At 40.1% G+C, this 25,301-nt stretch carries 20 protein-coding genes; 16 read left to right on the forward strand and 4 right to left on the reverse strand.

Translation table 11 applies throughout. From position 1 onward, the window contains the following. Nucleotides 1-127: 127 nt before the first annotated feature. The 3 genes from V7K53_RS07010 to V7K53_RS07020 all read left to right on the forward strand — a co-directional run bounded on the left by V7K53_RS07010 (nt 128) and on the right by V7K53_RS07020 (nt 3,810). Nucleotides 128-1,210, forward strand: a complete 1,083-nt coding sequence (locus tag V7K53_RS07010; RefSeq protein WP_335196887.1) for a hypothetical protein — start codon at nt 128-130, stop codon at nt 1,208-1,210. 133 nt (nt 1,211-1,343) lie between these two features. Beyond that, nucleotides 1,344-2,396 (forward strand): UDP-3-O-(3-hydroxymyristoyl)glucosamine N-acyltransferase, encoded by a 1,053-nt coding sequence (lpxD, locus tag V7K53_RS07015; protein WP_335196888.1) that lies wholly within the window; start codon nt 1,344-1,346, stop codon nt 2,394-2,396. 682 nt (nt 2,397-3,078) lie between these two features. Further along, nucleotides 3,079-3,810 carry an iron-containing redox enzyme family protein gene (locus V7K53_RS07020; protein WP_335196889.1) on the forward strand — a complete coding sequence of 244 codons (732 nt, stop codon included), beginning with the start codon at nt 3,079-3,081 and terminating at the stop codon, nt 3,808-3,810. A gap of 169 nt (nt 3,811-3,979) precedes the next feature. Here V7K53_RS07020 and V7K53_RS07025 read toward each other — a convergent pair whose 3' ends face one another. Continuing rightward, on the reverse strand, nt 3,980-4,885 hold the full coding sequence (locus V7K53_RS07025; RefSeq protein WP_335196890.1) for a CoB--CoM heterodisulfide reductase iron-sulfur subunit B family protein: 906 nt from the start codon (nt 4,883-4,885) through the stop codon (nt 3,980-3,982). A gap of 420 nt (nt 4,886-5,305) precedes the next feature. Between V7K53_RS07025 and acpP the strand changes: the two genes are divergently transcribed. From acpP to V7K53_RS07055, 6 genes are all read left to right on the forward strand, one after another. Then, the gene (gene acpP, locus V7K53_RS07030; protein ID WP_094349173.1) at nt 5,306-5,560 is read left to right on the forward strand and encodes an acyl carrier protein; all 255 of its coding nucleotides are present in this window, start codon (nt 5,306-5,308) and stop codon (nt 5,558-5,560) included. A 236-nt stretch (nt 5,561-5,796) separates the two neighbouring features. Further along, nucleotides 5,797-7,047 carry a beta-ketoacyl-ACP synthase II gene (fabF, locus tag V7K53_RS07035; protein WP_335196891.1) on the forward strand — a complete coding sequence of 417 codons (1,251 nt, stop codon included), beginning with the start codon at nt 5,797-5,799 and terminating at the stop codon, nt 7,045-7,047. A 361-nt stretch (nt 7,048-7,408) separates the two neighbouring features. Beyond that, entirely contained in the window at nt 7,409-9,436 is a 2,028-nt protein-coding gene (tkt, locus tag V7K53_RS07040) for a transketolase (protein WP_335196892.1), read from the forward strand. A gap of 112 nt (nt 9,437-9,548) precedes the next feature. Beyond that, nucleotides 9,549-9,824, forward strand: a complete 276-nt coding sequence (locus V7K53_RS07045; RefSeq protein WP_322735803.1) for a hypothetical protein — start codon at nt 9,549-9,551, stop codon at nt 9,822-9,824. A gap of 162 nt (nt 9,825-9,986) precedes the next feature. After that, complete coding sequence (locus V7K53_RS07050; protein WP_335196893.1) at nt 9,987-10,988, forward strand: ATP-binding protein; 1,002 nt, start codon at nt 9,987-9,989, stop codon at nt 10,986-10,988. 27 nt (nt 10,989-11,015) lie between these two features. Next, complete coding sequence (locus V7K53_RS07055) at nt 11,016-13,646, forward strand: S8 family peptidase (protein WP_335196894.1); 2,631 nt, start codon at nt 11,016-11,018, stop codon at nt 13,644-13,646. 456 nt (nt 13,647-14,102) lie between these two features. Here V7K53_RS07055 and V7K53_RS07060 read toward each other — a convergent pair whose 3' ends face one another. Both V7K53_RS07060 and V7K53_RS07065 read right to left on the reverse strand, forming a co-directional pair. Continuing rightward, nucleotides 14,103-15,182, reverse strand: coding sequence for a hypothetical protein (locus V7K53_RS07060; RefSeq protein WP_335196895.1), 1,080 nt, complete (start codon nt 15,180-15,182; stop codon nt 14,103-14,105). Nucleotides 15,183-15,235: 53 nt separating this feature from the next. Next, nucleotides 15,236-16,219 carry a hypothetical protein gene (locus V7K53_RS07065; protein ID WP_335196896.1) on the reverse strand — a complete coding sequence of 328 codons (984 nt, stop codon included), beginning with the start codon at nt 16,217-16,219 and terminating at the stop codon, nt 15,236-15,238. A gap of 513 nt (nt 16,220-16,732) precedes the next feature. On the opposite strand from V7K53_RS07065, the gene V7K53_RS07070 reads away from it, so the two are divergent. The 5 genes from V7K53_RS07070 to V7K53_RS07090 all read left to right on the forward strand — a co-directional run bounded on the left by V7K53_RS07070 (nt 16,733) and on the right by V7K53_RS07090 (nt 22,399). Continuing rightward, nucleotides 16,733-17,485, forward strand: a complete 753-nt coding sequence (locus V7K53_RS07070; protein WP_094349166.1) for a winged helix-turn-helix domain-containing protein — start codon at nt 16,733-16,735, stop codon at nt 17,483-17,485. 53 nt (nt 17,486-17,538) lie between these two features. Continuing rightward, complete coding sequence (locus tag V7K53_RS07075; RefSeq protein WP_335196897.1) at nt 17,539-18,858, forward strand: sensor histidine kinase; 1,320 nt, start codon at nt 17,539-17,541, stop codon at nt 18,856-18,858. Nucleotides 18,859-18,886: 28 nt separating this feature from the next. After that, nucleotides 18,887-19,555, forward strand: coding sequence for a phosphate signaling complex protein PhoU (phoU, locus tag V7K53_RS07080; protein WP_334835470.1), 669 nt, complete (start codon nt 18,887-18,889; stop codon nt 19,553-19,555). Between the two features lie 432 nt (nt 19,556-19,987). Then, nucleotides 19,988-20,617, forward strand: a complete 630-nt coding sequence (locus V7K53_RS07085) for a Crp/Fnr family transcriptional regulator (protein ID WP_335196898.1) — start codon at nt 19,988-19,990, stop codon at nt 20,615-20,617. Nucleotides 20,618-20,749: 132 nt separating this feature from the next. Next, the gene (locus tag V7K53_RS07090) at nt 20,750-22,399 is read left to right on the forward strand and encodes an iron uptake porin (RefSeq protein ID WP_335197018.1); all 1,650 of its coding nucleotides are present in this window, start codon (nt 20,750-20,752) and stop codon (nt 22,397-22,399) included. Between the two features lie 82 nt (nt 22,400-22,481). Here the strand turns inward: V7K53_RS07090 and V7K53_RS07095 are convergent, their stop codons facing one another. Next, nucleotides 22,482-22,742, reverse strand: coding sequence for a hypothetical protein (locus tag V7K53_RS07095; protein ID WP_335196899.1), 261 nt, complete (start codon nt 22,740-22,742; stop codon nt 22,482-22,484). Between the two features lie 223 nt (nt 22,743-22,965). On the opposite strand from V7K53_RS07095, the gene V7K53_RS07100 reads away from it, so the two are divergent. Both V7K53_RS07100 and V7K53_RS07105 read left to right on the forward strand, forming a co-directional pair. Then, the gene (locus V7K53_RS07100) at nt 22,966-23,568 is read left to right on the forward strand and encodes a DUF3318 domain-containing protein (RefSeq protein WP_099103437.1); all 603 of its coding nucleotides are present in this window, start codon (nt 22,966-22,968) and stop codon (nt 23,566-23,568) included. 105 nt (nt 23,569-23,673) lie between these two features. Next, nucleotides 23,674-25,236 (forward strand): hypothetical protein, encoded by a 1,563-nt coding sequence (locus tag V7K53_RS07105; protein WP_335196900.1) that lies wholly within the window; start codon nt 23,674-23,676, stop codon nt 25,234-25,236. The last annotated feature ends 65 nt before the right edge of the window (nt 25,237-25,301 follow it).

Raw genomic sequence — 25,301 nt, forward strand, 5'->3', positions numbered from 1 at the left:
AACTATATTTACTTATCAAAATTCTTACTAATCCTCCAGCATTTCCCACCTTGCCACTCTATATTCACACCAGCCACCCTAGAGAAGACAAATTGTTCAGGGTGTATTATTTTTTCATAAAAAATATATGAATACTGATAAAAATACTGCGTCTGAAATTACGTTGCAGGGAAGCCAGTATATGCTGCATGGCTTTCCAGTGCTTGGTATTCCTAATGAGGAGCGTGCTGTAAAATACTTCAGCCTCAATCCATTTCTACCAAATGTTCAGAACCGTTGCCCAATTGAATGTGCCTATTGTGTCTGCCATCAAGACCGTGACTGGCATCATTATCCACAAAACTTTCAGGATGTCTCAGATCCGGTTAACTTGCTCGATCTTTTGCTAGACCACATTTTTGCTACCCAGGAAGGACAAAAAGGTTTTCCGATTTCACTATGCGATTACTCTGACCCCTTTATTCCAGCCCATCGAGAGCGCGTACTATCAATTCTGGATGCACTGATTGACCGAAAAGCTGCTAACCTAGTCTACATAACTACCAAAGTCCATCCCGGTCAATCTTTTCTAGAGCGCCTCAAAACAACTCTAGAGCGACCTCATTCACTTCGAGTCACTGTCTTTGTTAGTCTACCACCCTTGAAACCAGGCTATGAGCAAGCTTCAATTCAGAGCCGGGTACAGTTGCTGCAAGATTTAGTAAACCTTGGCATTCCCTGTTGTTGGTATCTGCGTCCACTGGTTGAAGAGTGGTTTGATGAAACCTTAATGTGGCAGTTAGCACGTACACTATTGCCCCATGTTTCCCATCACGTTATTCTGTCTGGGCTTGTGATGTCTGAAGAGATTGAAGCTAGTCTTTTAAAACAAGAATTAACCATTCCAGAATGGGATCGTACACAACCAGGACGTAAGCAATACTTATCATTGGAGTTTGAATCAAAAGTGCGCTCAATTCTCAGTACTGTAGCTAGCGAGCAAAATATTTCTCTCGGCCCGGTGATGGGACATCGGCTATGCGGTACTAACGGCAATCATGCCTATGGCTGCTTGATTTGCGCCAAACAAAACCGTTATTGCCAGCTTTTTCAACTTCATCACTATGGTGAAACGATCGCTACCGAAGATAATCAACGCCTCAAGACGCTATTGAGACAAGATGCAGTGAAAGTAAGCTCACGAGAGCCATCAACAGAAGAATGTCAGTGAAGTAATCCAACCTGAAGCGAAACTAGAAATAGTCTGATTGCCTCACCGCTACGCGTCTATAAAATTATTGTATTGGAGCATAAAGAGGGAAAATTATCTTGCGATTGTAGATCAATTTTGAACACACCCAACAATGAAATTCAGCGAAATCCTCCGTCAATTTGGTGACGCGGCCACCAATCATAGCCTGACTAGTAACCCAGACCAAGACCCAGAAATTACAGGGGTAGCAGCCATTGATGAAGCTAGCAACGGTACGATCGGTTACGTAGAAAGTGCAAAATTTGGGTCTTTTGTCGGTAATACCAATGCTAGTGCTTTAATTTTGCCCCAGGACGAAAAATTACAAGCGCTTGCACAAGAAAGGGGCATTGTCTGGCTAGCAACCTCAGATCCGCGATTATTGTTTGCCAAAGCGATCGCACTTTTTTATCAACCATATCGCCCTACTCCAGAAATTCATCCCACTGCTGTGATTCACTCCACCGCAAAAGTTGGTAGTGATGTTTATATTGGCCCCCATGCTGTGATTCAACAAGGGGTAGAAATTGGTGATGGTGCAATCATTCATCCCAATGTAGTAATTTATCCAGATGCCAAAATAGGCGATCGCACTACTTTACACGCCAACTGTACCATCCACGAACGTACCCGCATCGGTGCAGATTGCGTCATTCACAGTGGTGCTGTCATTGGTGCAGAAGGCTTTGGTTTTGTTCCTACCCGGACTGGTTGGTTCAAAATGGAACAATCAGGCTATACAGTCTTAGAAGATGGCGTGGAAGTTGGCTGTAACACCGGCATTGACCGCCCAGCAGTCGGAGAAACACGAGTAGGTCGCAATACAGTGATTGATAGCTTAGTGCAAATAGGTCATGGTTGCCAAATCGGTTCTGGTTGTGCGATCGCAGGTCAGGTTGGTATGGCAGGAGGGGTGAAACTGGGAAATCGCGTTATTTTAGCTGGACAAACGGGAATAGCCAATCAAGTGAAAATCGGAGATGGGGCGATGACATCTGCTCAAACTGGAATTCACAGCGATGTTGCACCAGGAGAAGTTGTCTGTGGAACTCCAGCCCTTCCTTACAAACTATATCTCAAGGTATGTGCTGTTTATGGTCGCCTGCCAGATATGTATCAATCGCTAAAACAATTGCAACGTAAATTCCAAAATATCAATGATTAAGTTGAAAGTTATCTAAATTACATAACCAAATTCAAAATAATTCTTGTGGGGCGTGAATCTTACACGTCCCATTCTGTATTATTTTTTAAGAAGATTTTGTTTTTATTCCTATTGACAGATGACAAACAAAAGTCGCCTAATGTTTTTATACCAACTTTAGAAATTGCGGGAACAAGTAAAGATTTAGTTAATGATTCTTTTTTCTTTGCGTATAAAAAAATAAAATACTAAAATCTTTATTAGGACGAAGTACGAACTTGTACTGAATTTTTTCACAAAAGAGGGTAACAAATTAGTTAAAACAACTGTGCATACAGTTCCGTTAACCAAAAACAAAATTTTTTGAAAGCATTCTAGTCCAAGTTTAGACTCAATTGTTGAAGATAATGTCAATTTTCAAGCCGATCAGAACCGAAATAAGCATTTTCAAATAACTTGTGAAGTATGGTTACAAAGGGTATGTACATTTTACTATGCAAACTGCCTGAGTAATTTTCCATTATTCGCATTGAATCAGTCAATCAAGTAACTGAAGTGAGTTCACTTCGTTAATAAGCATTTGCAAACATACTTACAAAGGGTATGCATTTTTTGCTATGCAATCTCCGTGAATAATCACCCATATATTCACCAATATTAGACAATCAAGCATCAACAGAAACCCACTTATCCACTAAAAATAATGACTGCAATTCTTTCTTTAGATACTCAAATATCCAACCAATTACAGCAAGTTTTGTTAGAACTCACAACTGCACAGGATTTGTCTTTACATCCCTTTGTTCAACGCTTTGCTAATGGAGAATTTTCACAAGATGCAATCCGCCAGTTTGCTATAAAAATGCTACCTGGCTCAAACAGATTCAATATGGCTTTTCTAAAAGTTGCATCCAAAATGGATAGTTACCATGCTAGAACGATTATGCTAGAAAATGCATTTACAGAGCATGGAGAACTCAACTCAGACCTTGCTCATGTAGCATTATTTATGCGTTTCATGAAAGGTATTGATTGTCCTAAAATTGATATCAATGCCGATGATGGAGCGTTTCTCATTCCGGCATTACGCTTTAAGAAATTTGAAGTTTGTGATGATGAACCTATAGTACGCTCTTTGGGAAGATTTGCAGCAATTGAGCAAGTATTGCCTGGAATTTTCATCAAATATATTGAAGGACTTCGTAAGATATTTAAAGGTATTGATGACCATACCATCGAATATTTTCATCTCCACTGCCACTTAGATCCAGAACATACAGACGAATTGATTCAAGTGGCTCAGATTTATACCAAGTCTGATAAAGATGTCGAACTCTTCCGTGAAGGAGTTGAAGATATGGTTAAATCAATTGGCGATATGTTTTCTTGGATGGATGAAAACCTCGAAAAAGAAGCATTGACTTTACAAAGCTAATACCAAGGCGATTCTCAAAATTAGAGTTTAATTAAAGTTATCCAAAATTACCAGTCTTATATATTGTAAGTTGGTTAATTTTGGAAATTTTTTTATCAAAACAATTATTACTGTCCAAAGTCTAATCAATTAACCAGACAAGGGACTTAAGTCCCTTGTACTCCATAAACTAAAATCCTAATTTTTCCAACACTGGCTTTGTGGAAACAATGTGACGGTCTAAACCCAGTTCTTTTGGACTAACGCCAAGTGCCAAAGCAATCAACTGGGGTAAATGCAACACTGGTAAACCTAGCTTTTGTTCAATCACCTTTTCTACCTCTGGCTGGCGCGAATCTAAATTCAAGTGGCACAGAGGACAAGGTGTAACTATACAGTCAGCACCAGATGCTATAGCGTCCTGAATATGCATCCCCGCCATCTTAAAAGATTGGGTAGTGGCATAACTAGCAAGTGGCCAACCACAACATTGTGTCCGTCCTCGGTAATAAATTGGTGTTGCACCCACCGCCCGAAACATATTTTCCATCGCTTCCGGTTGGAAAGGGTCGTCATAAGGCATAGATTTTTGGGCGCGGAGGAGATAACAGCCATAAAAAGCCGCACATTTTAATCCAGTTAACTTTCGGGTGACACGTTTGGTAATTTCCTCTAAACCGTAATCTGTCACCAAGGCATAAAGAAGATGTTTAACGTCAGTACTGCCGCGATAAGGCGAACAACCTTCTTTATTTAGCAAGCCATTAACCTGTTCAATGTAAACAGGGTTAGTTGTTTGGCATTCCTTCAAGTGTTCGTTGACGTGACCGATAACACCTTGACAAGTGCTGCAATGGGTAAGTAAGGGCAGATTTAATTCTTCTGCTAGGGCAATATTTCTGGCGTTGACTGTATCTTCTAGCAGTTGCGAATCTTCTTTAAATGTGCCGGAACCACAGCAAGCAGCCTTTTTAAGTTCAACTAGTTCAATACCCAGTGCTTGGGTAAGCGCTTGAGTTGATTGGTAAAGTTCCCGACAGGCCCCTTGAGCAACACAACCGGGGAAGTAAGCGTATTTCAGTGTCTGAGGTAGCATAGAAGTATGTTTGGGTTAGAGCGATCGCTCTAAACAATAACTGTTTTATCATTCCCTTGTTAGCACCATTCTGATGTTTGACGTTTAGCTACCCTTTAAACCTCTAGGTTAAAGAGTCGCAGCATCTACATATTCTTAATTGCTAGCAAGACTGTAAATACTGGTCGAGACATTGTAAAAAATTTTAGCAATAATTATAAAACTGAAGCATTTACACGGAATCGGTGATGGCGTAGCACGCTCTACGACTCAAGTGTTCCCAGAAAACTTACCCCATTTATTTTAAAAATGGCAAAGGTTTTCTAGCAGAAAAACCCTTGGAAGTATGCGGGCGATCGCGCTTGACGATAAGATGTATATGCTCAAAACAATGTCTCCTCTAAAGAGCAGATCGTAGCAAGTGGTTAAGGACTTTTATTTATGAGCCAAGCGGAACTTTTTGAAAAGGTCAAGAAAATCGTTATCGAACAACTGAGTGTTGATCCCCCAGATAAAGTCACACCACAAGCCAAGTTTATGGAAGACCTGGGAGCAGATTCTCTCGATACCGTTGAGTTGGTGATGGCCTTGGAAGAAGAATTTGATATCGAAATTCCCGATGAAGCTGCCGAGCAGATTACATCCGTTCAAGACGCAGTAGATTACATCAATAACAAAGTTACCGCCTCAGCTTAACTGGGGATTGGAATTGGGGATTGGGATTGGGGAGATTTTTCTCTAATGTCTAGCCATCCTTCGCGTGACGCTGCTAATGTCGCTAATGCTGACGTTAACGACAGTCAGTTGAAGTCAGCAAATCCGATGCCAGTCGCTCGTAAAGGAAATCTTTAAGACCGCGCTGGCTCACCAAGTACCTAGTCGCTAACCTCAAATTTTTTGCCTGCTGCTTTTTCGCCATTTTTAACTGAATCATGACAGATCATACACGTAAACGCGTTGTTGTAACTGGTGTTGGCGCGATTACACCTATAGGTAACACAGCAACAGAATATTGGAATGGATTATTGAGTGGACGTAATGGCATTGACTACATCACGTTATTTGATGCGTCTCGCCATGATTGCCGGATTGCTGGTGAGGTGAAAAACTTCGATCCACATGATTACTTGGAGCGTAAAGAGGCCAAGCGCATGGATCGATTTTCCCAATTTGGGGTTGCGGCAGCAAAACAGGCTCTAGCTAACTCGGAGTTAGCGATCAATGACCTGAATGCAGAACAGGTAGGTGTGATGATCGGTTCTGGCGTTGGTGGAATTAAGGTATTAGAAGACCAGCAAACTATCTACCTCAACCGTGGTCCCGATCGCTGTAGTCCATTCATGATCCCGATGATGATCGCCAATATGGCCGCAGGATTAACGGCAATTCATACGGGTGCTAAAGGGCCAAACTCTTGTCCTGTAACTGCCTGTGCTGCTGGTTCCAATGCTGTAGGCGATGCTTTTCGCTTAATTCAAGGAGGATATGCCCAGGCGATGATTTGCGGGGGAACGGAGGCAGCTGTCACACCATTGTCGATAGCTGGGTTCGCTGCTTGCAAAGCACTCTCTTTTAGCAATGATGACCCGGCTCATGCTTGCCGTCCCTTTGACCGCGATCGCAACGGATTTGTCTTGGGTGAAGGTTCAGGAATTTTAATTCTCGAAGAACTGCAACACGCCCTAAGTCGCGGCGCTCACATTTATGCCGAAATGATCGGTTACGGCATGACCTGTGATGCCTACCACATCACCTCCCCCGTACCCGGTGGACTCGGAGCCGCTAGAGCGATCGAACTAGCTCTTAAAGATGCTGGCATAACTCCCGAAGAAATTAGCTATATTAATGCCCACGGCACTAGTACCCCAGCTAATGATTCAACTGAAACCTCAGCAATCAAAAAAGCCTTGGGAGAACATGCTTATAAGGTAGCAATTAGCTCCACCAAATCGATGACAGGTCATTTATTGGGCGGTTCTGGAGGTATTGAAGCAGTCGCAACAGTGTTAGCGATCGCTAATGATCAAATTCCACCGACAATCAATCTGGAAAATCCCGATCCAGAGTGTGATTTAGATTACGTGCCTAACTCTAGCCGCGCTCAAAAAGTCGAGGTGGCAATATCCAATTCTTTTGGGTTTGGCGGTCATAATGTCACACTGGCCTTTAAGAAATACGTTTAAAAGAAGGCAGGAGGCAGAAGGCAGGAGGCAGGAGGCAGGAGGCAGAAGTCAGAAGTCAGAATTCAGAATTCAGAATTCAGAATTCAGTAGTTTAATCCGACCTGCTCATTTGCCCAATGCCCAATGCCCCATGCCCAATGCCCAATGCCCAATGCCCAAAGTATCAGAAATATCATTCCGATATAAAGTAAGCGTTCAGCATGACCCAATTATCAGCTTGATTTATCACCAGAAACTCAGGAGATCCCGCTTGTCCATCGACAAGCGGGAGTGGGATGATGAGGATACTGTGGGGAATCTAAAATAACCCCAGCAAAAGAAGCTACGAAGAGTGCTAACCCGTCGTTAAAAACAAGAGATTATGACTGTTGCAACCCAATCCGCCAAAGAACTGTCCCTCGAAGAACTTTGTATTAACTCGATCCGCTTCTTGGCTGTTGATGCCGTAGAAAAGGCAAAATCGGGACACCCAGGACTGCCGATGGGCGCGGCTCCGATGGCTTTTGTACTCTGGGATCGCTTTTTGAAGTTTAATCCCAAGAATCCCAAATGGTTTAATCGCGATCGCTTTGTCTTATCTGCCGGTCATGGCTCGATGTTGCAGTACGCCCTGCTTTACTTGACAGGCTACGACAGTGTAAGCATTGAAGATATCAAGCAATTCCGTCAATGGGAATCCAAAACCCCTGGACACCCGGAAAACTTCATGACCCCAGGCGTGGAAGTCACCACTGGGCCCTTGGGTCAAGGAATTGCTAATGGAGTCGGTTTAGCGATCGCTGAAGCGCACCTTGCTGCTAAATTTAACAAACCCGATACCAAGATTGTTGACCATTACACCTACGTAATTTTAGGTGACGGTTGCAACATGGAAGGGATTTCCGGGGAAGCTGCTTCTTTCGCAGGACACTTGGGATTAGGCAAACTCATTGCTCTGTACGACGACAACCACATCTCCATCGACGGTTCCACAGATGTGGCATTCACCGAAGATGTTTCCAAGCGCTTTGAAGCTTACGGTTGGCACGTTTTGCACGTCAAAGATGGCAATACCGATTTAGAAGCGATCGCCAAAGCAATTGAAGAAGCTAAATCTGTCACCGATAAACCATCAATGATTAAGGTGACAACCATCATCGGTTATGGTTCCCCCAATAAAGCCAACACCGCTGGCGTTCACGGCGCTGCTCTTGGTGGAGACGAAATAGCTTTGACTCGGAAAAACTTGGGTTGGGAATACGAGCCTTTCGTAGTTCCAGAAAACGCCCTCAACCACACACGTAAAGCAGTTGAGCGCGGTGCAGGCTACGAAAGCGACTGGAACAAAACATTTGCCGACTACAAAGCTAAGTATCCCCAAGAAGCGGCTGAATTTGAACGCTACATTAGCAGCAAACTACCCGATGGTTGGGACAAGGTACTACCCACCTACACCCCCGAAGACAAAGGACTACCTACCCGCAAACACTCAGAAACCTGCCTTAACAAACTAGCGGCGGTTTTACCTGAATTGATTGGTGGTTCGGCTGACTTAACCCACTCTAACTTGACCGAAATCAAGGGTAAGGGCGACTTCCAGAAAGGGCACTACGAAAACCCCAACATCCACTTTGGTGTGCGGGAACATGGTATGGGCGCAATCTGTAATGGTATAGCGCTGCACAATTCAGGATTAATTCCTTACGGTGCTACCTTCTTGATCTTCACAGACTATATGCGTGCTGCCATCCGCTTATCCGCGCTTTCCCAAGCTGGCTCGATTTGGGTGATGACTCACGATTCCATTGGACAAGGTGAAGATGGCCCCACACACCAACCCATCGAAACCCTCGCTTCCTTGCGTGCCATTCCTAATTTAACCGTGTTTCGTCCCGCAGACGGTAACGAAACCTCTGGCGCTTATAAAATAGCGATCGAAAAGGCGAAGGAAAATGCTCCGTCTCTGTTGGCGTTCACCCGTCAAAACGTCCCCAACTTGGCAGGTACATCGATTGAGGGCGTAGCCAAGGGTGGATACACCGTGGTGGATAGCGAAGGTACACCCGATATCATCCTGATTGGAACTGGTTCAGAACTGAGCCTCGCCGTCGGCGCAGCCGAAAAACTTAAGGCTGAAGGCAAGAAAGTCCGTGTTGTTTCGCTACCTTCATGGGAACTGTTTGAAGCACAGGATGCGGCTTATAAAGAGTCAATTTTGCCGAAAGCTGTCACCAAGCGTTTGTCTGTAGAAGCTGGTAGCAGTTTCGGTTGGCACAAATATGTGGGTACTGAAGGCGATTGCGTTAGTATCGATCGCTTTGGTGCTTCGGCTCCAGGTAACGTTTGTCTAGAGAAGTTTGGTTTTAGCGTTGATAATGTGTTAGCTAAGGCTAAACAATTGTTGGGTTAATAGCAACAGAATATTCTCAAAATAGTGCAGGGTGGGCTGAAAAGCCCGCCTTTTTTATGTAAAGAAAGATTAGCTATAATTGGAGTAATAAGTTACTAATTGGGAGGAAGTTATGCAAGAAGTTTCTGAGGAAAGAGACGTACTTCTAGCCCGGATAACAAAAATTGTAGAACATTTGATGCAAAAGGATAGTAGCTATCAGTATTATCTAGATAAAGATAAAGCAATTAAAATGATATTTAAATACTATTCTGAGAAAGTTTCTATGGAGGAACTAAAAGCTATGTCTGATTTCAGATTAACAGGGTTTGTTGAGGGAGATATGATGACTTTGTTATTGATTGAAGGGGAAGATGATATAGACCTTAAAGCAATGTCTTATGTTTAGATATAGATAGTAAATTCCTAAGCAGAAAAATGATTTTTTATTACATAACTTAATATAATGATTAGAAACAAGCCGATCGCGTTATGATTTATAACGCACTATACTTTCATAGTACAATAGTACTAAATCAGTCCAAAATTACTATTTATACTGAGAGGCAGTATGAAAGCAGAGCTTCTCAAGAGATTTTTTAGAGCGATCGCTAGTTCAGATCAAGAAGCGATTGATAAGCTTACATACCTAGTGATTGAGGAAGAACGCAGTAAGGGACATACTCTCTTAGCTGACCAGTTAGAGAATATCACTAAAAAAAGCCAGAAAGAGAAGCCTGCTAACATCAGCAAACCTGCTTCTTCAGTACCAAAAAACTTACAGACATTAACTGAATTATCAACCAGTAAGCGATTTAATCTTCCTTTAGTAACTATCATACCAAGGGATAATTTGCGGCATCACATGGTGTTGCCAATAAATATTGAAAAACGTTTCTGTCGAATTGAACGCGAGTATGCGGCTAGAGATAGGCTTGCTCATCATGGATTGCGTTACAGACAAAAAATTCTTTTGTATGGGCCTCCTGGATGTGGAAAAACACTAGGAGCAGAACGTTTAGCTTGGAATACAGGATTACCACTCCTGAAAGTTCGGTTTGATGCAATGGTGTCGTCTTTTTTAGGCGAAACTGCGAGCAATTTAAGACTTGTATTTGAGGATGCTTCAAAAAGTCCATGTTTATTGTTTCTTGATGAATGTGACTCAATTGCTAAGACACGAGAAGACTCTCAAGAAGTAGGAGAAATTAAGCGAGTAGTCAATACATTTCTTCAAATTTTGGATGAGTATCAACCCTCTTCAGGGCTTTTAGTAGCAGCAACGAATTTGAATAAATCTCTGGATACTGCTCTTTGGAGAAGATTTGATGATTTGATCGCAGTACCCAAACCCGGAGAACAGGAGCTAGAATTTATACTAAAGGAAACACTATCTGCAATTGAAGTGGGATCTATCAACTGGCCAAGGATCATTGAGCAGATGAGAGATTTTTCTGCGGCTCAAGCTGTGAGGGTTGCACAAGATGCAGCAAAAAGAGCAATCCTTGAGCGAGAGGAGCTAGTGATTCAGGAACATCTAGAAGAAGCAATCGCAGAAATCAAAGTTTTTTAGTATTAATTTTTGGTGTCGGAGAAATAAATGGTTGATAGTTCTCAAGGTTTTCCGCATATCGATCTCAGATTGACAGACAAGGGTACAGCAAAATCATTAGGTGGCGGTAGTAATAAAAAAGATACTCAGACACATATAAATTTGTCTAATCGCCAGGGACACGGAAGTAAAATCCAAGAATTAGTATCTTCTCTCATTGACGATTGGAAAATAACTCAACAGCAACAGGAAGAAGAGAAAAAACTCATACTTCCTGATTCTATGCCTTTAATACTACAAATTGACCCGGAAACTTTCGATCTAGATGATCTAAGAACTTCCGACATAGAAATAATATCTGAGTTAGAAAATGGATATATTATCGGTGCATCTGCGGATACTAACCTTAGTAAACTTCAAGATAAAATAGAAAAATTTTTTAATGAGCAAAAAGGTGGTGGTGTTATTGCAAAAATATTGAATATTCTTGATAAAAATCAACGCCCAGAATTTATTTTGTCTTCAAAATTATTACAGGAGTGGGATCAAATAAAGGATGAACAGGTTTATGTTGTTGAGGTAGGTATATCTTGTTTAGGAACTACAACAAAATTACGTGACTATCCAGAACAAAAAAATTATAAAAAGCCTGAAAATTATGTAAAAGCAATCAATAACTGGATTGATAATCGTGATATTACATATGATGAATGGGATGATTTAGCATCAAAGAGACAACAAGATTTGATGAGTTTTATTAGCAATCCTAAATACAAATATAATGGTAAACTTTTAAGTAGCTTTATTGAAGATAATCCTCCTCAGTTTTCTGAAGCACCAGACAGTTTTTCATGTCTTATTCAAATATCTGGTCTATGTTTAAAAGATTTGGTATTTAATTTTTCTTATATTTTTGAATTAACTGAAAAAGATAACATTGCTGAACCATTTTCCCCCAATGGTGAAATATCTAATATTAGTAATATATCTTTAGTTTTACAACCACCAGAAAAAAATGCACCTAATGTCTGTGTAATTGATAGTGGTATTCAAGAGCAGAATCCTCTTTTAAAAAATGCCATTGATTCGGGAAACTCAAAATCTTGGATTCCTTTAGAATTAAACTTAACTGCTGATCTGGTGAGTAATGGTGGTCATGGAACCAGAGTTGCTGGAGCAGTCCTTTATCCAACAAGTGTGCCTCGAAGTGGAACCCATCAAGCAATTTGTTGGCTTCAAAATGCAAGAGTGCTGGATAGTAATTGTAGATTATCTGACAAATTATATCCGCCTATACTCCTAGAAAACATCGTAGACTTCTACTATAGTCAAACAGGAACAAGAATTTTTAACCACTCTATTAATGGAGATGTTCCTTGTAGAACTAGATATATGAGTTCTTGGGCAGCAGCTATTGATAAATTAACATATGAAAAAGATATTCTTTTCATAGTATCTGCTGGAAATATCCCTATAGAAAGTCACCGAATTTCAACAAGACTATCTGTTAAATCTCATATTTTAGCAGGTAGACCTTACCCAGACTATCTTTCTGAAAACTCTTGTAGGATTGCTAATCCAGCACAAAGCCTTCAAGCATTAACTGTTGGCTCAATTACTCGAAATTCTTTCCGTGACTTATCTTGGTCTTCATTAGGAGAAAAAGACCAACCATCAGCATTTTCTTGTTCTGGGCTGGGTATATGGGACACGATTAAACCAGAAGTGGTTGAGTATGGTGGTGATCTTGTGAAAGATGAAGGTCAGCCGCCAAACATTACTTGTATCGCAGGTGCAGGCCCTGAGTTAGTAAGGTCAACTTTAGGTACTGGTTCTACTCCTATAGTTGCGTCTGACACTTTTGGAACTTCATTCGCAACACCAAAAGTAAGCCATATTGCCGCTTGTCTTGCTGCTGAGTTTCCTGAAGAAAAATGCCTATTATATCGGGCATTAATTGTTCAATCAGCCCGATGGCCAGAATGGGCTATAGCAAAGAGTGATGAAGAAAAGAAGAATGTTATTCGTCAAATTGGATATGGTATTCCAAGCCTTGAGCGTGCCTTGAGTAATACTCCAAATCGTAGTACATTAATTACACGAGGAGAACAGCTAATTAAAGCTGGAGATGCTCATATTTATCAGGTCAAACTACCGAATAGTCTGAGATCGCCTGGAGAAGAGTTTGAGATTCTGATAGAAATTACTTTGTCATATAAAGCTGAACCGCGTCGAACTCGGCGTAATAGAAGAAAGTATCTTTCAACTTGGCTTGACTGGGAGTGTAGTAAACAAGGAGAAGATCCAAAGCATTTTCTTGGCAGAGTTTTAGCTAACTACAATGTACCAAAAGATGCTGAAAAGGGGGATGAACTCTTTACATGGACTCTTGGTAAAGAGAAGCATTATAAAACAATCAAGAGTGTATCAAGAAGTATAGGAACAATTCAGAAGGATTGGGCTTTAGTGAAATCTTATAACCTTAGAGAAGCATTCTGTATTGCAGTAGTAGGACACGAAGGTTGGAATAATGATCCATACGCTGAGGTTCCATACTCTCTAGTTGTGAGCTTTGAAGCTATACAAGCTGATATTCTAATTCATACGCCTTTTGTTGAAGCTCAAGTTGAAACAGAAATTCAACCACTGATAGAAATTCAATCTATTGTAGATAGCTGAGGCGATCGCACCCCCGCTATTAAACATCTCCATAAATTAAATATGGATTATCCAAAACCCTTGTAGAGACGTAGCAGTGCTAAGTCTCTTTTGCATCAGATATCTATTAAGATTTGTATTTATCCTGTTAAAAGTGAAGGTTCCTACAGAGGTAATATTATTTACTAACTTGTTTTAGTTAAACTTCAATTCTCTATGATATATTTATGTAATCAATGATACTTGTAATGTAAATAATATTGTAGTAGATATTAAAACTTAGTATTATGTCTAGTCAAGAACAAAATTCCAACAAAGCATTGAAGCAAACGCAGGCTAGCGCAACAAAGAAGAAAAAAGTACAACCTCCCCCAGACCTCAAAAAACCAAAGAAAACTGAATAAAAAGCATTAGAGTTACTTGCAGAGACTTAATTGAATTTAAGTCTCTACAATTTTCATCAAAAATTAAATCAGCTTATTTATTTTTTGCTTGAGTCTTTGCCTGTTCTAAAGCTATTTCTTTAATTGCCTGATATGAATTCACATTTGAAGTACCTTCAATAGCTTTAACTGCCAAATCCTGAACTTGTTTGAGAGCAGATTCAAGTTGTTTAGAAAGATTTTGAATTCGCGTCTCTTGATTAGTAATAGTTTGTTCTAGAGATTGCAGTCTTTGTTCATAGAAACGCTTTTGCCCTTCCACTTCCTTAGAATATAAATCTGATTTTACCTTAGCTTGGTAGTGGGCGATGCCTTTGCCTTCTTCTGTAGCTTTTTTGATGGCTGCTTCTTTATCTTTCGGAAAAGCCTCTACCTTGGCTTTTAACTCTTCAAATTGTTTCTCTCTCTCAGAAATCGCTTTCTCCCGTTCAGCCCACTGCTTTTCTGTTTCTTGTAGTAATTCTTCTAATTGCTTATATAGCGCTTTCTGCTCTTGCTCGTATTCGTCATTTTGTAATTGCCGCTGAAGTTCTAAATTATACTTATACTCTGAAGCATCGCGTTGCCGAGTTTTATTCAGGTTTTCATTCCGTTCTTTTATCGCCCGTTGCTGTTCCTCTTGTTCTTTTCCCCAAGTATTTCTTTGCTCTAGTATTTCTTGGAATAACACTTCAGAACGTTGGCTATATTCTTCCTGATAAGCTTTAGTATTATCTTCATAGGCTTGGATGAGAGTATCCAAGATATCATCAGAAATTTCTAAATTGTGCAGTTGTGTTAATTGTTGGATTTCTTCTTCTAAAGTTCGCCTAATTTCTTCCAATTTAGAGGCTTTCGTGGTTAGCTGTTCTGATAATTCATTAGCAGCACTGCCAAAACCTAATTGAATCTTTGCCAAGCTTTCAATTGTATTGTTCATCTTCTGTTGGACACTAGAAAGCTGATTCATAGCTGTTTTTTGTTCTAATTTAGGCTGTTCTTTAGTTCCAGACTGGTTTTCTTTGGCAACTTTATCAAGTTCTGATTTCAGCGCTGCTTTTTCTTTTGCCAACTCCTCATACGCCTGAAGAATTTCTACTTTAGTATTCTTATCAGTCGGTTTTTTCCCCACCACAACAAACCTCCTCTTCAGGAATTTAAAATAATTAAGATGCTACGAACTTACAACTATTTAGAGTTAGAACTACCAAAAGCCCTCATAGCTAAGTCTTGTGCTTGTTTTAATGCAGTTTGCAATTGAGCAGAAATGCCTTCTATTTGCTCAGATTGTTTCTTAATTGTTTCTTCCAGAGATTGAATTTTTTGTTCATAGCTCTGTTTGTTAGATTCCCATTCTCTTTCAAATAAATCAGCCTCAATTTTAGCTTTTTGGCTTGTTTCTTTAATTGCTTCTTCTCTAGCCTTCTTAACGGCTTCTTCAAGTTCGCTAGGAAATGTAGTTACCTTTTGTTCATAATCTGCAAAGAGTGGTTGGCGTTCAGCAAAGATTTTTTCTCGTTCTGCCCAATCTTTCTCTTTCCTCTGAGAGTTTTCTTGTATTTCTCTTTGTTGTTGGCGCTTTATCCCTTCGTAGCTGTCTGTATTGAGTTTGCGAGTAGTTTCTAACTTATACTGAAATTCTTCTTGTTCTTGCTGGCGATCTTTGGCTAATAAATCGTTATATGCCTGAAGTTTTTCTTCATACTCTGCTTGCTCTTTTTGCCATTCTTTCCGTCTGATTGTAATTTCTTTCTCTAGTGCTTCCTTTTTGCTAATACTATCTTGTTCGAGAATTTTTAATTTTTCTTGGTGTTCTTGACTTAAAACGTCTAAAGTATCCGCTACAACTCTAATTTGTTGCAGTTCTTGTAGACGTTGAGTTTCAATTTCTATAGCTCGATTCAATTCATCTAACTTAGAATTTTCCTGAGCTAGTTTTTCAGATAATCCATTGAGAATACTGCCAAACTCCAATTGTAAATCAGCTAAACCTTTGACAATACTATCAACTGTATATGCAGAAGCTGCTTGCAGAATTTCTTGACTTTTTGCTTTTTCTGCTTCCTCTTGTTTGGTTGCTATTTTAGATTCAAGTTTTTTTCTTTGGATAATAATTTGTTGAAATGCTTGCATTAGTTGTTGTTTGCTGTCTTTGACTCCAACTGTAGTCATCTTCCAACTCCCTTCAATAGGCAAATGATTTATTGGGTAGCAAGCCATACCAATGACTACCCTATGCAGACATCAGAGTAGCCTTTTAATCAACATTTTTAACGCAGTGGAAATACTGAAATGATCCACATCTGACACTTAGTGGGTACGAATTTTCCACATATATGTCCTTCTGTTTTTCAGGTATAGTTTTCCCTTTGAGGCTTAATAGTACTTTTGTACTAAGATAAATATACCTAACCTAATCTCCCCTGTCAAGATAATCCTTCATGCAATAATGTCTTTCCATCTTGTGAACACAGAATCGAAAATTTAAAGTTTTTAATTAAAAAACTATTAGAAGCTTGCAGCCACAGTGATTTATGATTTAGGAGACTGCTGTGGTGTATGTTACTTTATGTAAATAAAATCTAAAAGAATTAACCCTAGTAGAAGCACAGTTACAGTAAGGCGAGATAATAGAATTAATCATCCTAATTGATACAAGCACAGTCCTAGACTTTTGTGATATCAATGTATACCAGTGAATCGACCAAATACTCTGCCAGAACGGACATTGGACAAACCAGCCGTATTCTAGTAGTAGAAGATGAAGAATTAATCCAGGAAATGCTAGCTGTAGCTCTGGAAGAAGAAGGTTATGGGGTGATAACTGCTCCCGATGGGCGCTCTGCTATAGAGTATCTCAAAAGTTTTGAAACCAATTCAGGGGAACTTCCCTTCGATCTGGTCATTCTTGATTTGATGCTACCGCAAATCAATGGGCTAGATATTTGCCGTTTGCTGCGTCATCAAGGCAACCCAGTACCTATTTTAATGCTCAGTGCTAAGGGTAGTGAAACTGACCGTGTTTTGGGGTTAGAAGTGGGTGCAGATGACTACCTGACCAAACCCTTTAGTATGCGCGAGTTAGTTGCTCGTTGTCGCGCTTTACTCCGCCGCCAACGCCTAAGTAATTTACCACCAATACCAGTATTAAAATTTAAGGATGTCTCCTTAAATCCGCAAGAATGTCGCGTGTTGGTTCGCGGTCAAGAAGTGAGTCTTTCTCCCAAAGAGTTCCGTTTGCTGGAACTGTTTATGAGTTATGCCCGCCGGGTATGGTCACGGGAACAATTGCTCGATCAGGTTTGGGGGCCAGATTTTGTCGGCGATAGTAAAACTGTAGACGTTCACATTCGGTGGTTGCGCGAAAAATTAGAGCAAGACCCCAGTCATCCCGAATATATTGTGACTGTAAGAGGTTTTGGCTATAGGTTTGGATAATTAGTTGGGATAGTTGTTAGTTTTTAGTAGTCACCAAAAAACTAACAACTCAAATGCTTTTATTGGGATTTTTTCTGGGTTTAGCGGTAGGCATTGGGTTTTGGGTTTGGCAACAGGTTCAACTTAACCGCTACCTGGGGCGCTTACTCCGACCGTTAACCTCGCATTCTTATAAGATGGGACTGCTGCTGATTCCTGGGTTGCGGCAAGAAATAGCGATGGTGAAACAGCAGCGGCAAGATTTGCAGCAGTCGTTGCAAACTTATCAAGACCTGCTAAATTTTGCTCCAGTGGGATATTTGCAGGTGGATGAGGAAAATCAATTGCTGTGGTGCAATCGGCAGGCGCAGGAAATTTTGTATCTGCAAAGGTGGCAACCAGAACAGGTGCGCTTGTTATTGGAGTTGGTCAGGTCTTATGAACTCGACCATTTAATTGAGCAAACTCGCGATTTGCAAAAACCACAGACGGGAGAATGGATATTTCACCCATCTTGTGATGATGCGGCAGAGATGGCAACAATCAAATCTCTGGCTTTGCGGGCTTCTAGCTTGCCTTTACCCAATGGACAAGTGGGAGTATTTTTAGAAAATCGTCAACCACTATTAGATATAAATCAAGTACGCGATCGCTCTTTTTCCGATTTAGCACACGAACTGAGAACGCCGCTAACCTCGATTCGCTTGGTTGTAGAAACCTTACAAATCCGCTTGGAACCACCTTTAAATCGTTGGGTTAACCGTTTGATGCAGGAAGTTGACCGACTGATTAACTTAGTGCAAAGCTGGTTAGACCTTACCCAAATGGAAGCAAACCCAAATATGCAATTGCAGACCAAAGCTGTAGAATTGCGATCGCTCATTACATCTGTTTGGGAAACACTAGAACCCTTAGCACAACGTCAACATCTGTCTTTTTCTTATTCTGGCCCCGAAAATCTGTGGATTAAGGCAGATAAAGCCCGGATTTACCAAGTTTTTCTCAACTTGCTAGATAACAGCATTAAGTACAGTCCTGCTGGTACAAGTATTCATGTTGAAGCGAAAATCTTATCAACAAAGGATAATTATCCTGTTTCCTCAATCTTGGAAATAAATCTTATTGATTCTGGAGCCGGCTTTTCTGAGGCAGATTTACCCCACGTTTTTGAGCGATTTTATCGAGGAGATAAAGCGCGAACTCATTCCCCCCAAGATAGTAACTCCATAGGAGCGATCGTTGGCAATGGATTAGGATTAGCGATCGTCGAGCAAATTTTAATTGCCCACGGTGGTTCAATCAAAGCGATGAACCATCCAGAAACTGGTGGTGCGTGGATGCAACTCCAATTTCCTGAAGTTATGGCAAACTCCCTAAGCCAAGACTATAGTTAGTAATATCTTCACCTTTGAGACAACAAGTGTGAAAGCCGTCGATTATACTCCCAATCCGCAAAGACCACAACTCGCACGCGCCATTAGGCGCTTAGAACGGGATGTATTACGCATGGGTGCCTTGGTAGAACAATCATTTCGCCTCAGCCACCAAGCGTTATTTGCTCGTAACTTAACAGCAGCTGAGGAACTCCCCCGATTAGATAAAAAGATCGATCGCTTTTATAGACAAATCGAATCAGACTGTACGGCTATTATGACGCTACAAGCGCCTACAGCTCCAGATTTGCGTTGCTTGAGTGCCTTTATGCAGCTGGTGCGAGATTTAGAGCGCATTGGCGATTATGCTGAGGATTTAGCTGAAATTGCGATTAAAATTTTTCCTTACGCGCCTCATACGTCAATGCCCGACATTGAAGCTATGTCCCTTCACGCGCAAGCAATGCTAGCAACTAGCTTAAAGGCTTTGGGAGATTTCGATGAAGCCGGTGGACGCCGTTTAAAGCATCTGGATGATACTGTAGACGATGCTTACGATCGCGTTTATCAGACTTTAGCCCAACAACGAGATGTGTCTGGTGTAGTCGAGCCAATTATACTGCTAGCACTGGCAATTCGTTGTCTGGAACGTATGGCAGATCACGCTACGAATATCGGTCAAAGGGTAGCATATATTGTCACCGGTCAACGCTCCTAATTGATATGCTGTCCAAATCCCCGACTTCTACCCATTCAGGTATCTGCAAGAAGTCGGGGATTTAAATCCAGCGAGTTAGTAAGCGCCATTCTACCCTAGCATCTTCATAATTATTTACGCCGACATACTTACTTCGTCTTCAGAAAATACCAAATAATTAAAAATAAGTTAATTCAATATTTTACTAAAAGCTTACCTATTCTTAAACTTACACAATTAAAGTAACGAATAAACAACTAAAAATTTTGATCCTATATCACTTATAGATACCTTAAGCAAAAGTTATTACTATCAGGAGATTTTGAGTTAGTCTCTAGCTCTGATTGAGAAGAATAGACTTTTCGATATACAAGTAAATTTTGATACAAATTATTAGAGTTTCTTAATCATTGTCAATAGCAAGATTCCCTGATGATTGTGTAATTACGGTTAATGATGTATTCTCCAAGTCCTACTTCACACTCTTCAGCCCTGTCAAATAGCTGTGCTTTCAGCAGACAATTACCCCAGCAGATATTTGCCCGCCGGGAAGTAATTCCACCTCAAAATGATGTGCTTTGGCGTATTGAATATGGTGCAGTTCGTACCTTAACTTGGAGTGAAGATGGAACATTCATCACTCTCGGTTATTGGGGACTAGGGGATCTGATTGGCTATCCTTTGTCTAAAGTGAAGCCTTACCAGATTGAATGTCTCACGGGCGTGGAAGTAAGCATTGTGCCACCTCATTTGTGGCATCAAGATATTAATGCTTTGTTGTCTCATATTCAACAAGCAGAGGATCTACTAAGCATTGTGCATCGAAAACCAATTTCGCTACGCTTATGGCAGTTTTTAGTCTGGTTAAGTGAAAAATTTGGACGTGACATAGATAAAGGCAAGCTAATTGATTTAAATGTTACCCATCAGGATATTGCTGAAGTTTTAAATACTACGCGAGTAACTGTTACCCGCCTTTTACAGCAGTTAGAAGAAGAGGGAACAGTTTTACGTCACAAACGCCGCATTATCTTGCGATTACCAAATAAATTAATTAAAAACTATAGTTCGGCAGTATGTTAAATAAATTGCTTGTAATTATCACAAGATAAAGGTATAATCGTCGCTGTGATTGTGTGTGAAATCCACAAATGAGAAGTGTTTAAAGCATTTTCTCATGGCTGGATTATTTTAGGTGTGAGTGAAAGTAAAAACATGACAAAACGATTCTGGAATCTTTTTAAGGTTAGTCCGGTTGTATTAGCTGCTACATTTTTCGTTGCTAATAGTGCCTTAGCAGGTGAAGTCAACGAACAGGTAACAAATGTTGGCCAGTTATCTGAAGCTCAAGAGTCTAACGACATGAGTCAGGTAACATCAGTTTCTCAGTTTTCGGATGTGCAGCCTACAGATTGGGCATTCCAAGCTTTACAATCTCTAGTTGAGCGCTACGGCTGTATTGCAGGTTATCCTAACAGTACCTATCGTGGAAACCGTGCTTTAACCCGTTATGAATTTGCCGCAGGTTTGAATGCCTGTTTAGATCGGGTTAATGAACTGATTGCTACAGCTACTGCTGATTTGGTCAGCAAACAAGATTTAGCTACTTTACAGCGTTTACAAGAAGAATATTCTGCTGAACTAGCAACTCTGCGCGGTCGTGTAGATGGATTAGAAGCCCGCACTTCTGAGTTGGAAGCTAATCAGTTCTCCACTACTACTAAGTTGGTTGGAGAAGCAATTTTCGCCGTGTCTGATGTTTTTGGTGACACTAGAGCAGCTCGTGGTGGCGCTCCTACTCAAGACCTAGATTATAATACCACTTTTAGCGATCGCGTTCGTTTAAAACTGTTGAGCAGTTTCACTGGTACAGACCAGTTGGAAACACGTCTAAATGCTGGCAATGTCGTCTCCAATCGTGGTAACGATGCATTGGGTACTGGTACTGGTACCAACATGAGCCGCTTAAGTTTTGATGGAGATACTGGCAACAGCATTAGCATCGATAAACTCAACTATGCTTTCAACTTGACTGATGCAGTACGGGTCAAAATTGATGCTACTGGTGCTGAGTTATACGAAAACGTTAATAACTTCAACTCTGACTTTGCAAGCTCTGGTAGAGGTGCGCTCTCACGCTATGGACGTTTCAGCCCCATATATCGCCAAGGTCAAGGTGGCGCTGGTATAACTGCTACTTTCAATCCTAAAGGCGCCATCAGTCTCAGCGGTGCTTATCTAGCTAGGACTGCTAACGACCCTACCCTTAATAATGGGTTGTTTGATGGTGATAGCGCTATCTTTGGTCAGTTATCTTTCCAACCCACCAAAGCGTTTAATATTGGTCTAACCTACGCTCGCACTTATCAAACTGATACTGCTGCCAATAACCTTTTCCAAGGTACAGGTAGTATTTTTGCCAACACTCCTTTTGGAGCTAACACTCGTACCGAATCTAACAACTACGGTGTAGAAGCTACCTTCCAATTTAGTCCTAAATTGGCTATTAGTGGTTGGGGAGGTTATACAACTGCTGATGCTAAGACTGGTGCTAATGCAGGTGCAGACGCAGATATTTGGTATTGGGCTGGAGCGCTTGCTTTGAAAGACTTTGGTGGCGAAGGCAACGTTTTAGGTGTGATCTTTGGTCAACCACCCAAAGTTACTGGTGGTAGTATCAAAAATGTCGCCGGCAATACTACCTTCGACGACAGTACTTCTTATCACTTAGAGGGTCTTTACAAGTACAAGGTTTCCGATAATATTCAGGTAACACCTGGCTTGTTGGTAATCTTCAATCCAGAGCACAACGACGCTAACGACACTGAATATGTAGGTACTCTACGTACTACCTTCACCTTCTAAAATTGGCGATCAAATATAAAGCTTAGAATTAGATAAACAAAACCCCACCTAGAAGTGGGGTTTTGTTTAGGAAAAAAATTAGCTATGTAGGATTGTAATCTGGCTGATTGGATATATCTTTTGGCGGGCGATCGCTACTCCAAGCCCACCACACAAAACCACAGTGACAGTAGTAGAACTCTTGCCATTTACGACGACGGTCTTCTGTAAGAACAGGCGATCGCCGATTTAACCAAACTTTTTCAGCTTCTAGGTTACTTGAGTGGCATTTAGGACAGCAAAAATCATAAGCATGTATTGCCTTATTCGTCCATTCAGGTGGGAGGGGAGCAAAAGCGTCCATGTAGTTACAAATATAGTCTTAATGGCAAGCCAAAACTTTGAGGTTTTGAATTTGGCGGCAAGCGAATACTATAAAATCTCGCCACACTATCAAACTGCTTAATCAATATTTTTATGGCTCGATCTGAAATTTATTTAAGGCTGCGAGAGCATCTCATAAATCAAAGGTTAACATGAAAACTTTATTTTTGTTACTATGCACATTATGGCTAATAATTAAATTTATGGAGCCAAATGTTGAAATTCGCCGTTTGTTAGATGTGATGCCTGCTTCTGGTCGGATGACGACAAAAATCGTTAGTAAGCCAGAGCAAGCAAAAGTAATTGACGCTTCCTTTCCCCAACCCTGGAACCAAGCGCGACCGATATATATTAATTTTGATTTGTGGCGTCGCTTGACAAAGCCGCAACGAGACTTGCTGCTATTGCAGATGGTTAGCTGGTTAACGGGGGTGAAGTGGTTTAAACCCGACATTTATCAAGGTGTAGTGTTGGCTGGGCTGTTAGGCGGATTCTTGGAAGCAGCACAGTCAGATGTAGTGGGCGTTGCTGTAGCTGGGGGATTAAGTGCGATCGCTGCTTTTCGGATCTGGCGCACTAATAAATCTCAAGAGTCAGAGTTAAATGCCGATGCAGCCGCAATTAAAATAGCACAGCGACGCGGTTATTCAGAAGTTGAAGCAGCCCAGCATCTGTTATCAGCAATTGAAGCAGTAGCCAAAATTGAAGGGCGTTCCAGTTTTAATTTTACTGAGTTGATTCGTTGCCAAAACTTACGAGCGATCGCAGGTTTATCACCAGTGGGTATACCAGAAAGTTATAAGTAAAAATGAGTAATAATTCAGAAGTCAGAATCCATCTGTCTGAATAGTTAAAAAATCAGAAGAATATCTGATGATAGTATTTACAGCAATCTTAACGATCCAAACAAATTGGATTCTGAACTAATAATGTTAAGCAATAAAATTAGCAAGCTGACTTCAAAATTACCTTTGAATAATCCTTGGTTTATTATTCTTCTTTTTTCTTTTCTTGGTTTAATAGGTATTCTTAACCATTCTATGTGGCGAGATGAACTAAATCCCTGGCTGATTGTCAGAGATAGTGAATCGTTGGGGGATTTAATTGCAAATATTCATTATGAAGGTCATCCTGTTCTATGGTATTTTTCTCTGGCAATTCTGAGAAAAATAGTAGCCGATCCTATCATCATGCAAATTTTCCATTTGGCAATTACTGTTGTTTCAGTTACACTTTTTTGCCTATATAGCCCTTTTAACTATCAACAAAAATTTCTATTTTCGTTTGGCTTTTTTCCTTTTTACGAATATCTTTTAATTTCTCGAAACTATGCCTTTAGTATGTTATTTGTTTTTGCATTCTGTACAGTTTTTGCATCTAGAAAAATAACTTATGTTTATTTGGCAATTCTATTGGGTTTATTAGCAAATAGTAGTGCTTATGGTTTACTAGTATCATTTTCTTTATTATTAACTTTGCTGGCTGAATTTTGTTTTGATCGCGAACATCGGCAGCAGTATTTTAGTCAAACCAAAAAGTACGACTTATTTTTAAGTATTTTAATTATCGCATTATCTTTTATTTTATCCATTTATATTATTACTCCTCCGACAGATAGTTATCTTCACGGTGGGTTAAATAATGGTTGGCTAATAGAATTAGATATCCGTCATCTGTTGAGAAGCGTCGGCAGAGTATTTGGTAGTTATTTATTAATTATTCCTACACATAAAAGATGGTTAGATTTAATTGTTTGTGCGACAATTGCTTTATTTATTGTAGTTTTAACTTTAATAAAATTATCTGAGAAGCCAGTTATTTTATTTTTCTACATGATAGGCAATTGTATATTACTTGCCTTTACATACTTGAGATTTTTAGGTATGCCAAGGCATTTTGGACATTTCTATTTAGTTTTAATAGCAGCTTTATGGCTGGGAAGTTATTATCAAAAATCTATAGTTTTACTTAATAAAATTTCTATTCTTCCAAGTTCAATTACATTTATTCACAAATGGCATTATCTGGCTTTGATGCTTATTCTCTATGTCCAGTTTGGGGGAGGAATTTATAGTTTTTCAAGAGATTTAGTTATACCATTTTCTGCTAGTCGCGAAACAGCCCAGTATATTCACAAATCTGGATTAGATAATGAGTTTATTGTTGCCAGTCGAGATGCGAATATGGCTCCTTTATCGGGTTATCTTAATCGAAAGTTTTACTATCCAGAGATTGAAAGAATGGGAAGCTTTACTTTATTTAAAAAAGGTCGTCAAGAAGTAGAACAAGCTGAGATATTAAGCCAGATTAATTCTCTACTTCAAAATCAAGATGAGCGAAAGAAAGTTTTGTTGATTTTAAATAAAAAACTGAATATCAACCGCAATGATTTGAAAATTGTTTCTATCAAAGATTTTCAGAGAGGCTGGGTGGATAATGAAAGATATTATCTTTATTGGGTAAATGAAGTATAAGAATAATGCGCCACAGAACTTTGTAGTTTAATATGGTATAGACATTTTTTGTACTAGAGGATCAG

Source organism: Nostoc sp. (assembly GCF_036917355.1).
GTDB lineage: Bacteria > Cyanobacteriota > Cyanobacteriia > Cyanobacteriales > Nostocaceae > Nostoc.

Excerpts from the sequence above, each read along its gene's own strand:
- V7K53_RS07010 (WP_335196887.1), top strand. The coding sequence starts at position 128 with ATGAATACTGATAAAAATACTGCGTCTGAAATTACGTTGCAGGGAAGC.
- lpxD (WP_335196888.1), top strand. The coding sequence starts at position 1,344 with ATGAAATTCAGCGAAATCCTCCGTCAATTTGGTGACGCGGCCACCAAT.
- V7K53_RS07020 (WP_335196889.1), top strand. The coding sequence starts at position 3,079 with ATGACTGCAATTCTTTCTTTAGATACTCAAATATCCAACCAATTACAG.
- V7K53_RS07025 (WP_335196890.1), bottom strand. The coding sequence starts at position 4,885 with ATGCTACCTCAGACACTGAAATACGCTTACTTCCCCGGTTGTGTTGCT.
- acpP (WP_094349173.1), top strand. The coding sequence starts at position 5,306 with ATGAGCCAAGCGGAACTTTTTGAAAAGGTCAAGAAAATCGTTATCGAA.
- fabF (WP_335196891.1), top strand. The coding sequence starts at position 5,797 with ATGACAGATCATACACGTAAACGCGTTGTTGTAACTGGTGTTGGCGCG.
- tkt (WP_335196892.1), top strand. The coding sequence starts at position 7,409 with ATGACTGTTGCAACCCAATCCGCCAAAGAACTGTCCCTCGAAGAACTT.
- V7K53_RS07045 (WP_322735803.1), top strand. The coding sequence starts at position 9,549 with ATGCAAGAAGTTTCTGAGGAAAGAGACGTACTTCTAGCCCGGATAACA.
- V7K53_RS07050 (WP_335196893.1), top strand. The coding sequence starts at position 9,987 with ATGAAAGCAGAGCTTCTCAAGAGATTTTTTAGAGCGATCGCTAGTTCA.
- V7K53_RS07055 (WP_335196894.1), top strand. The coding sequence starts at position 11,016 with ATGGTTGATAGTTCTCAAGGTTTTCCGCATATCGATCTCAGATTGACA.
- V7K53_RS07065 (WP_335196896.1), bottom strand. The coding sequence starts at position 16,219 with ATGACTACAGTTGGAGTCAAAGACAGCAAACAACAACTAATGCAAGCA.
- V7K53_RS07070 (WP_094349166.1), top strand. The coding sequence starts at position 16,733 with ATGTATACCAGTGAATCGACCAAATACTCTGCCAGAACGGACATTGGA.
- V7K53_RS07075 (WP_335196897.1), top strand. The coding sequence starts at position 17,539 with ATGCTTTTATTGGGATTTTTTCTGGGTTTAGCGGTAGGCATTGGGTTT.
- V7K53_RS07085 (WP_335196898.1), top strand. The coding sequence starts at position 19,988 with ATGATGTATTCTCCAAGTCCTACTTCACACTCTTCAGCCCTGTCAAAT.
- V7K53_RS07090 (WP_335197018.1), top strand. The coding sequence starts at position 20,750 with ATGACAAAACGATTCTGGAATCTTTTTAAGGTTAGTCCGGTTGTATTA.
- V7K53_RS07095 (WP_335196899.1), bottom strand. The coding sequence starts at position 22,742 with ATGGACGCTTTTGCTCCCCTCCCACCTGAATGGACGAATAAGGCAATA.
- V7K53_RS07100 (WP_099103437.1), top strand. The coding sequence starts at position 22,966 with ATGGAGCCAAATGTTGAAATTCGCCGTTTGTTAGATGTGATGCCTGCT.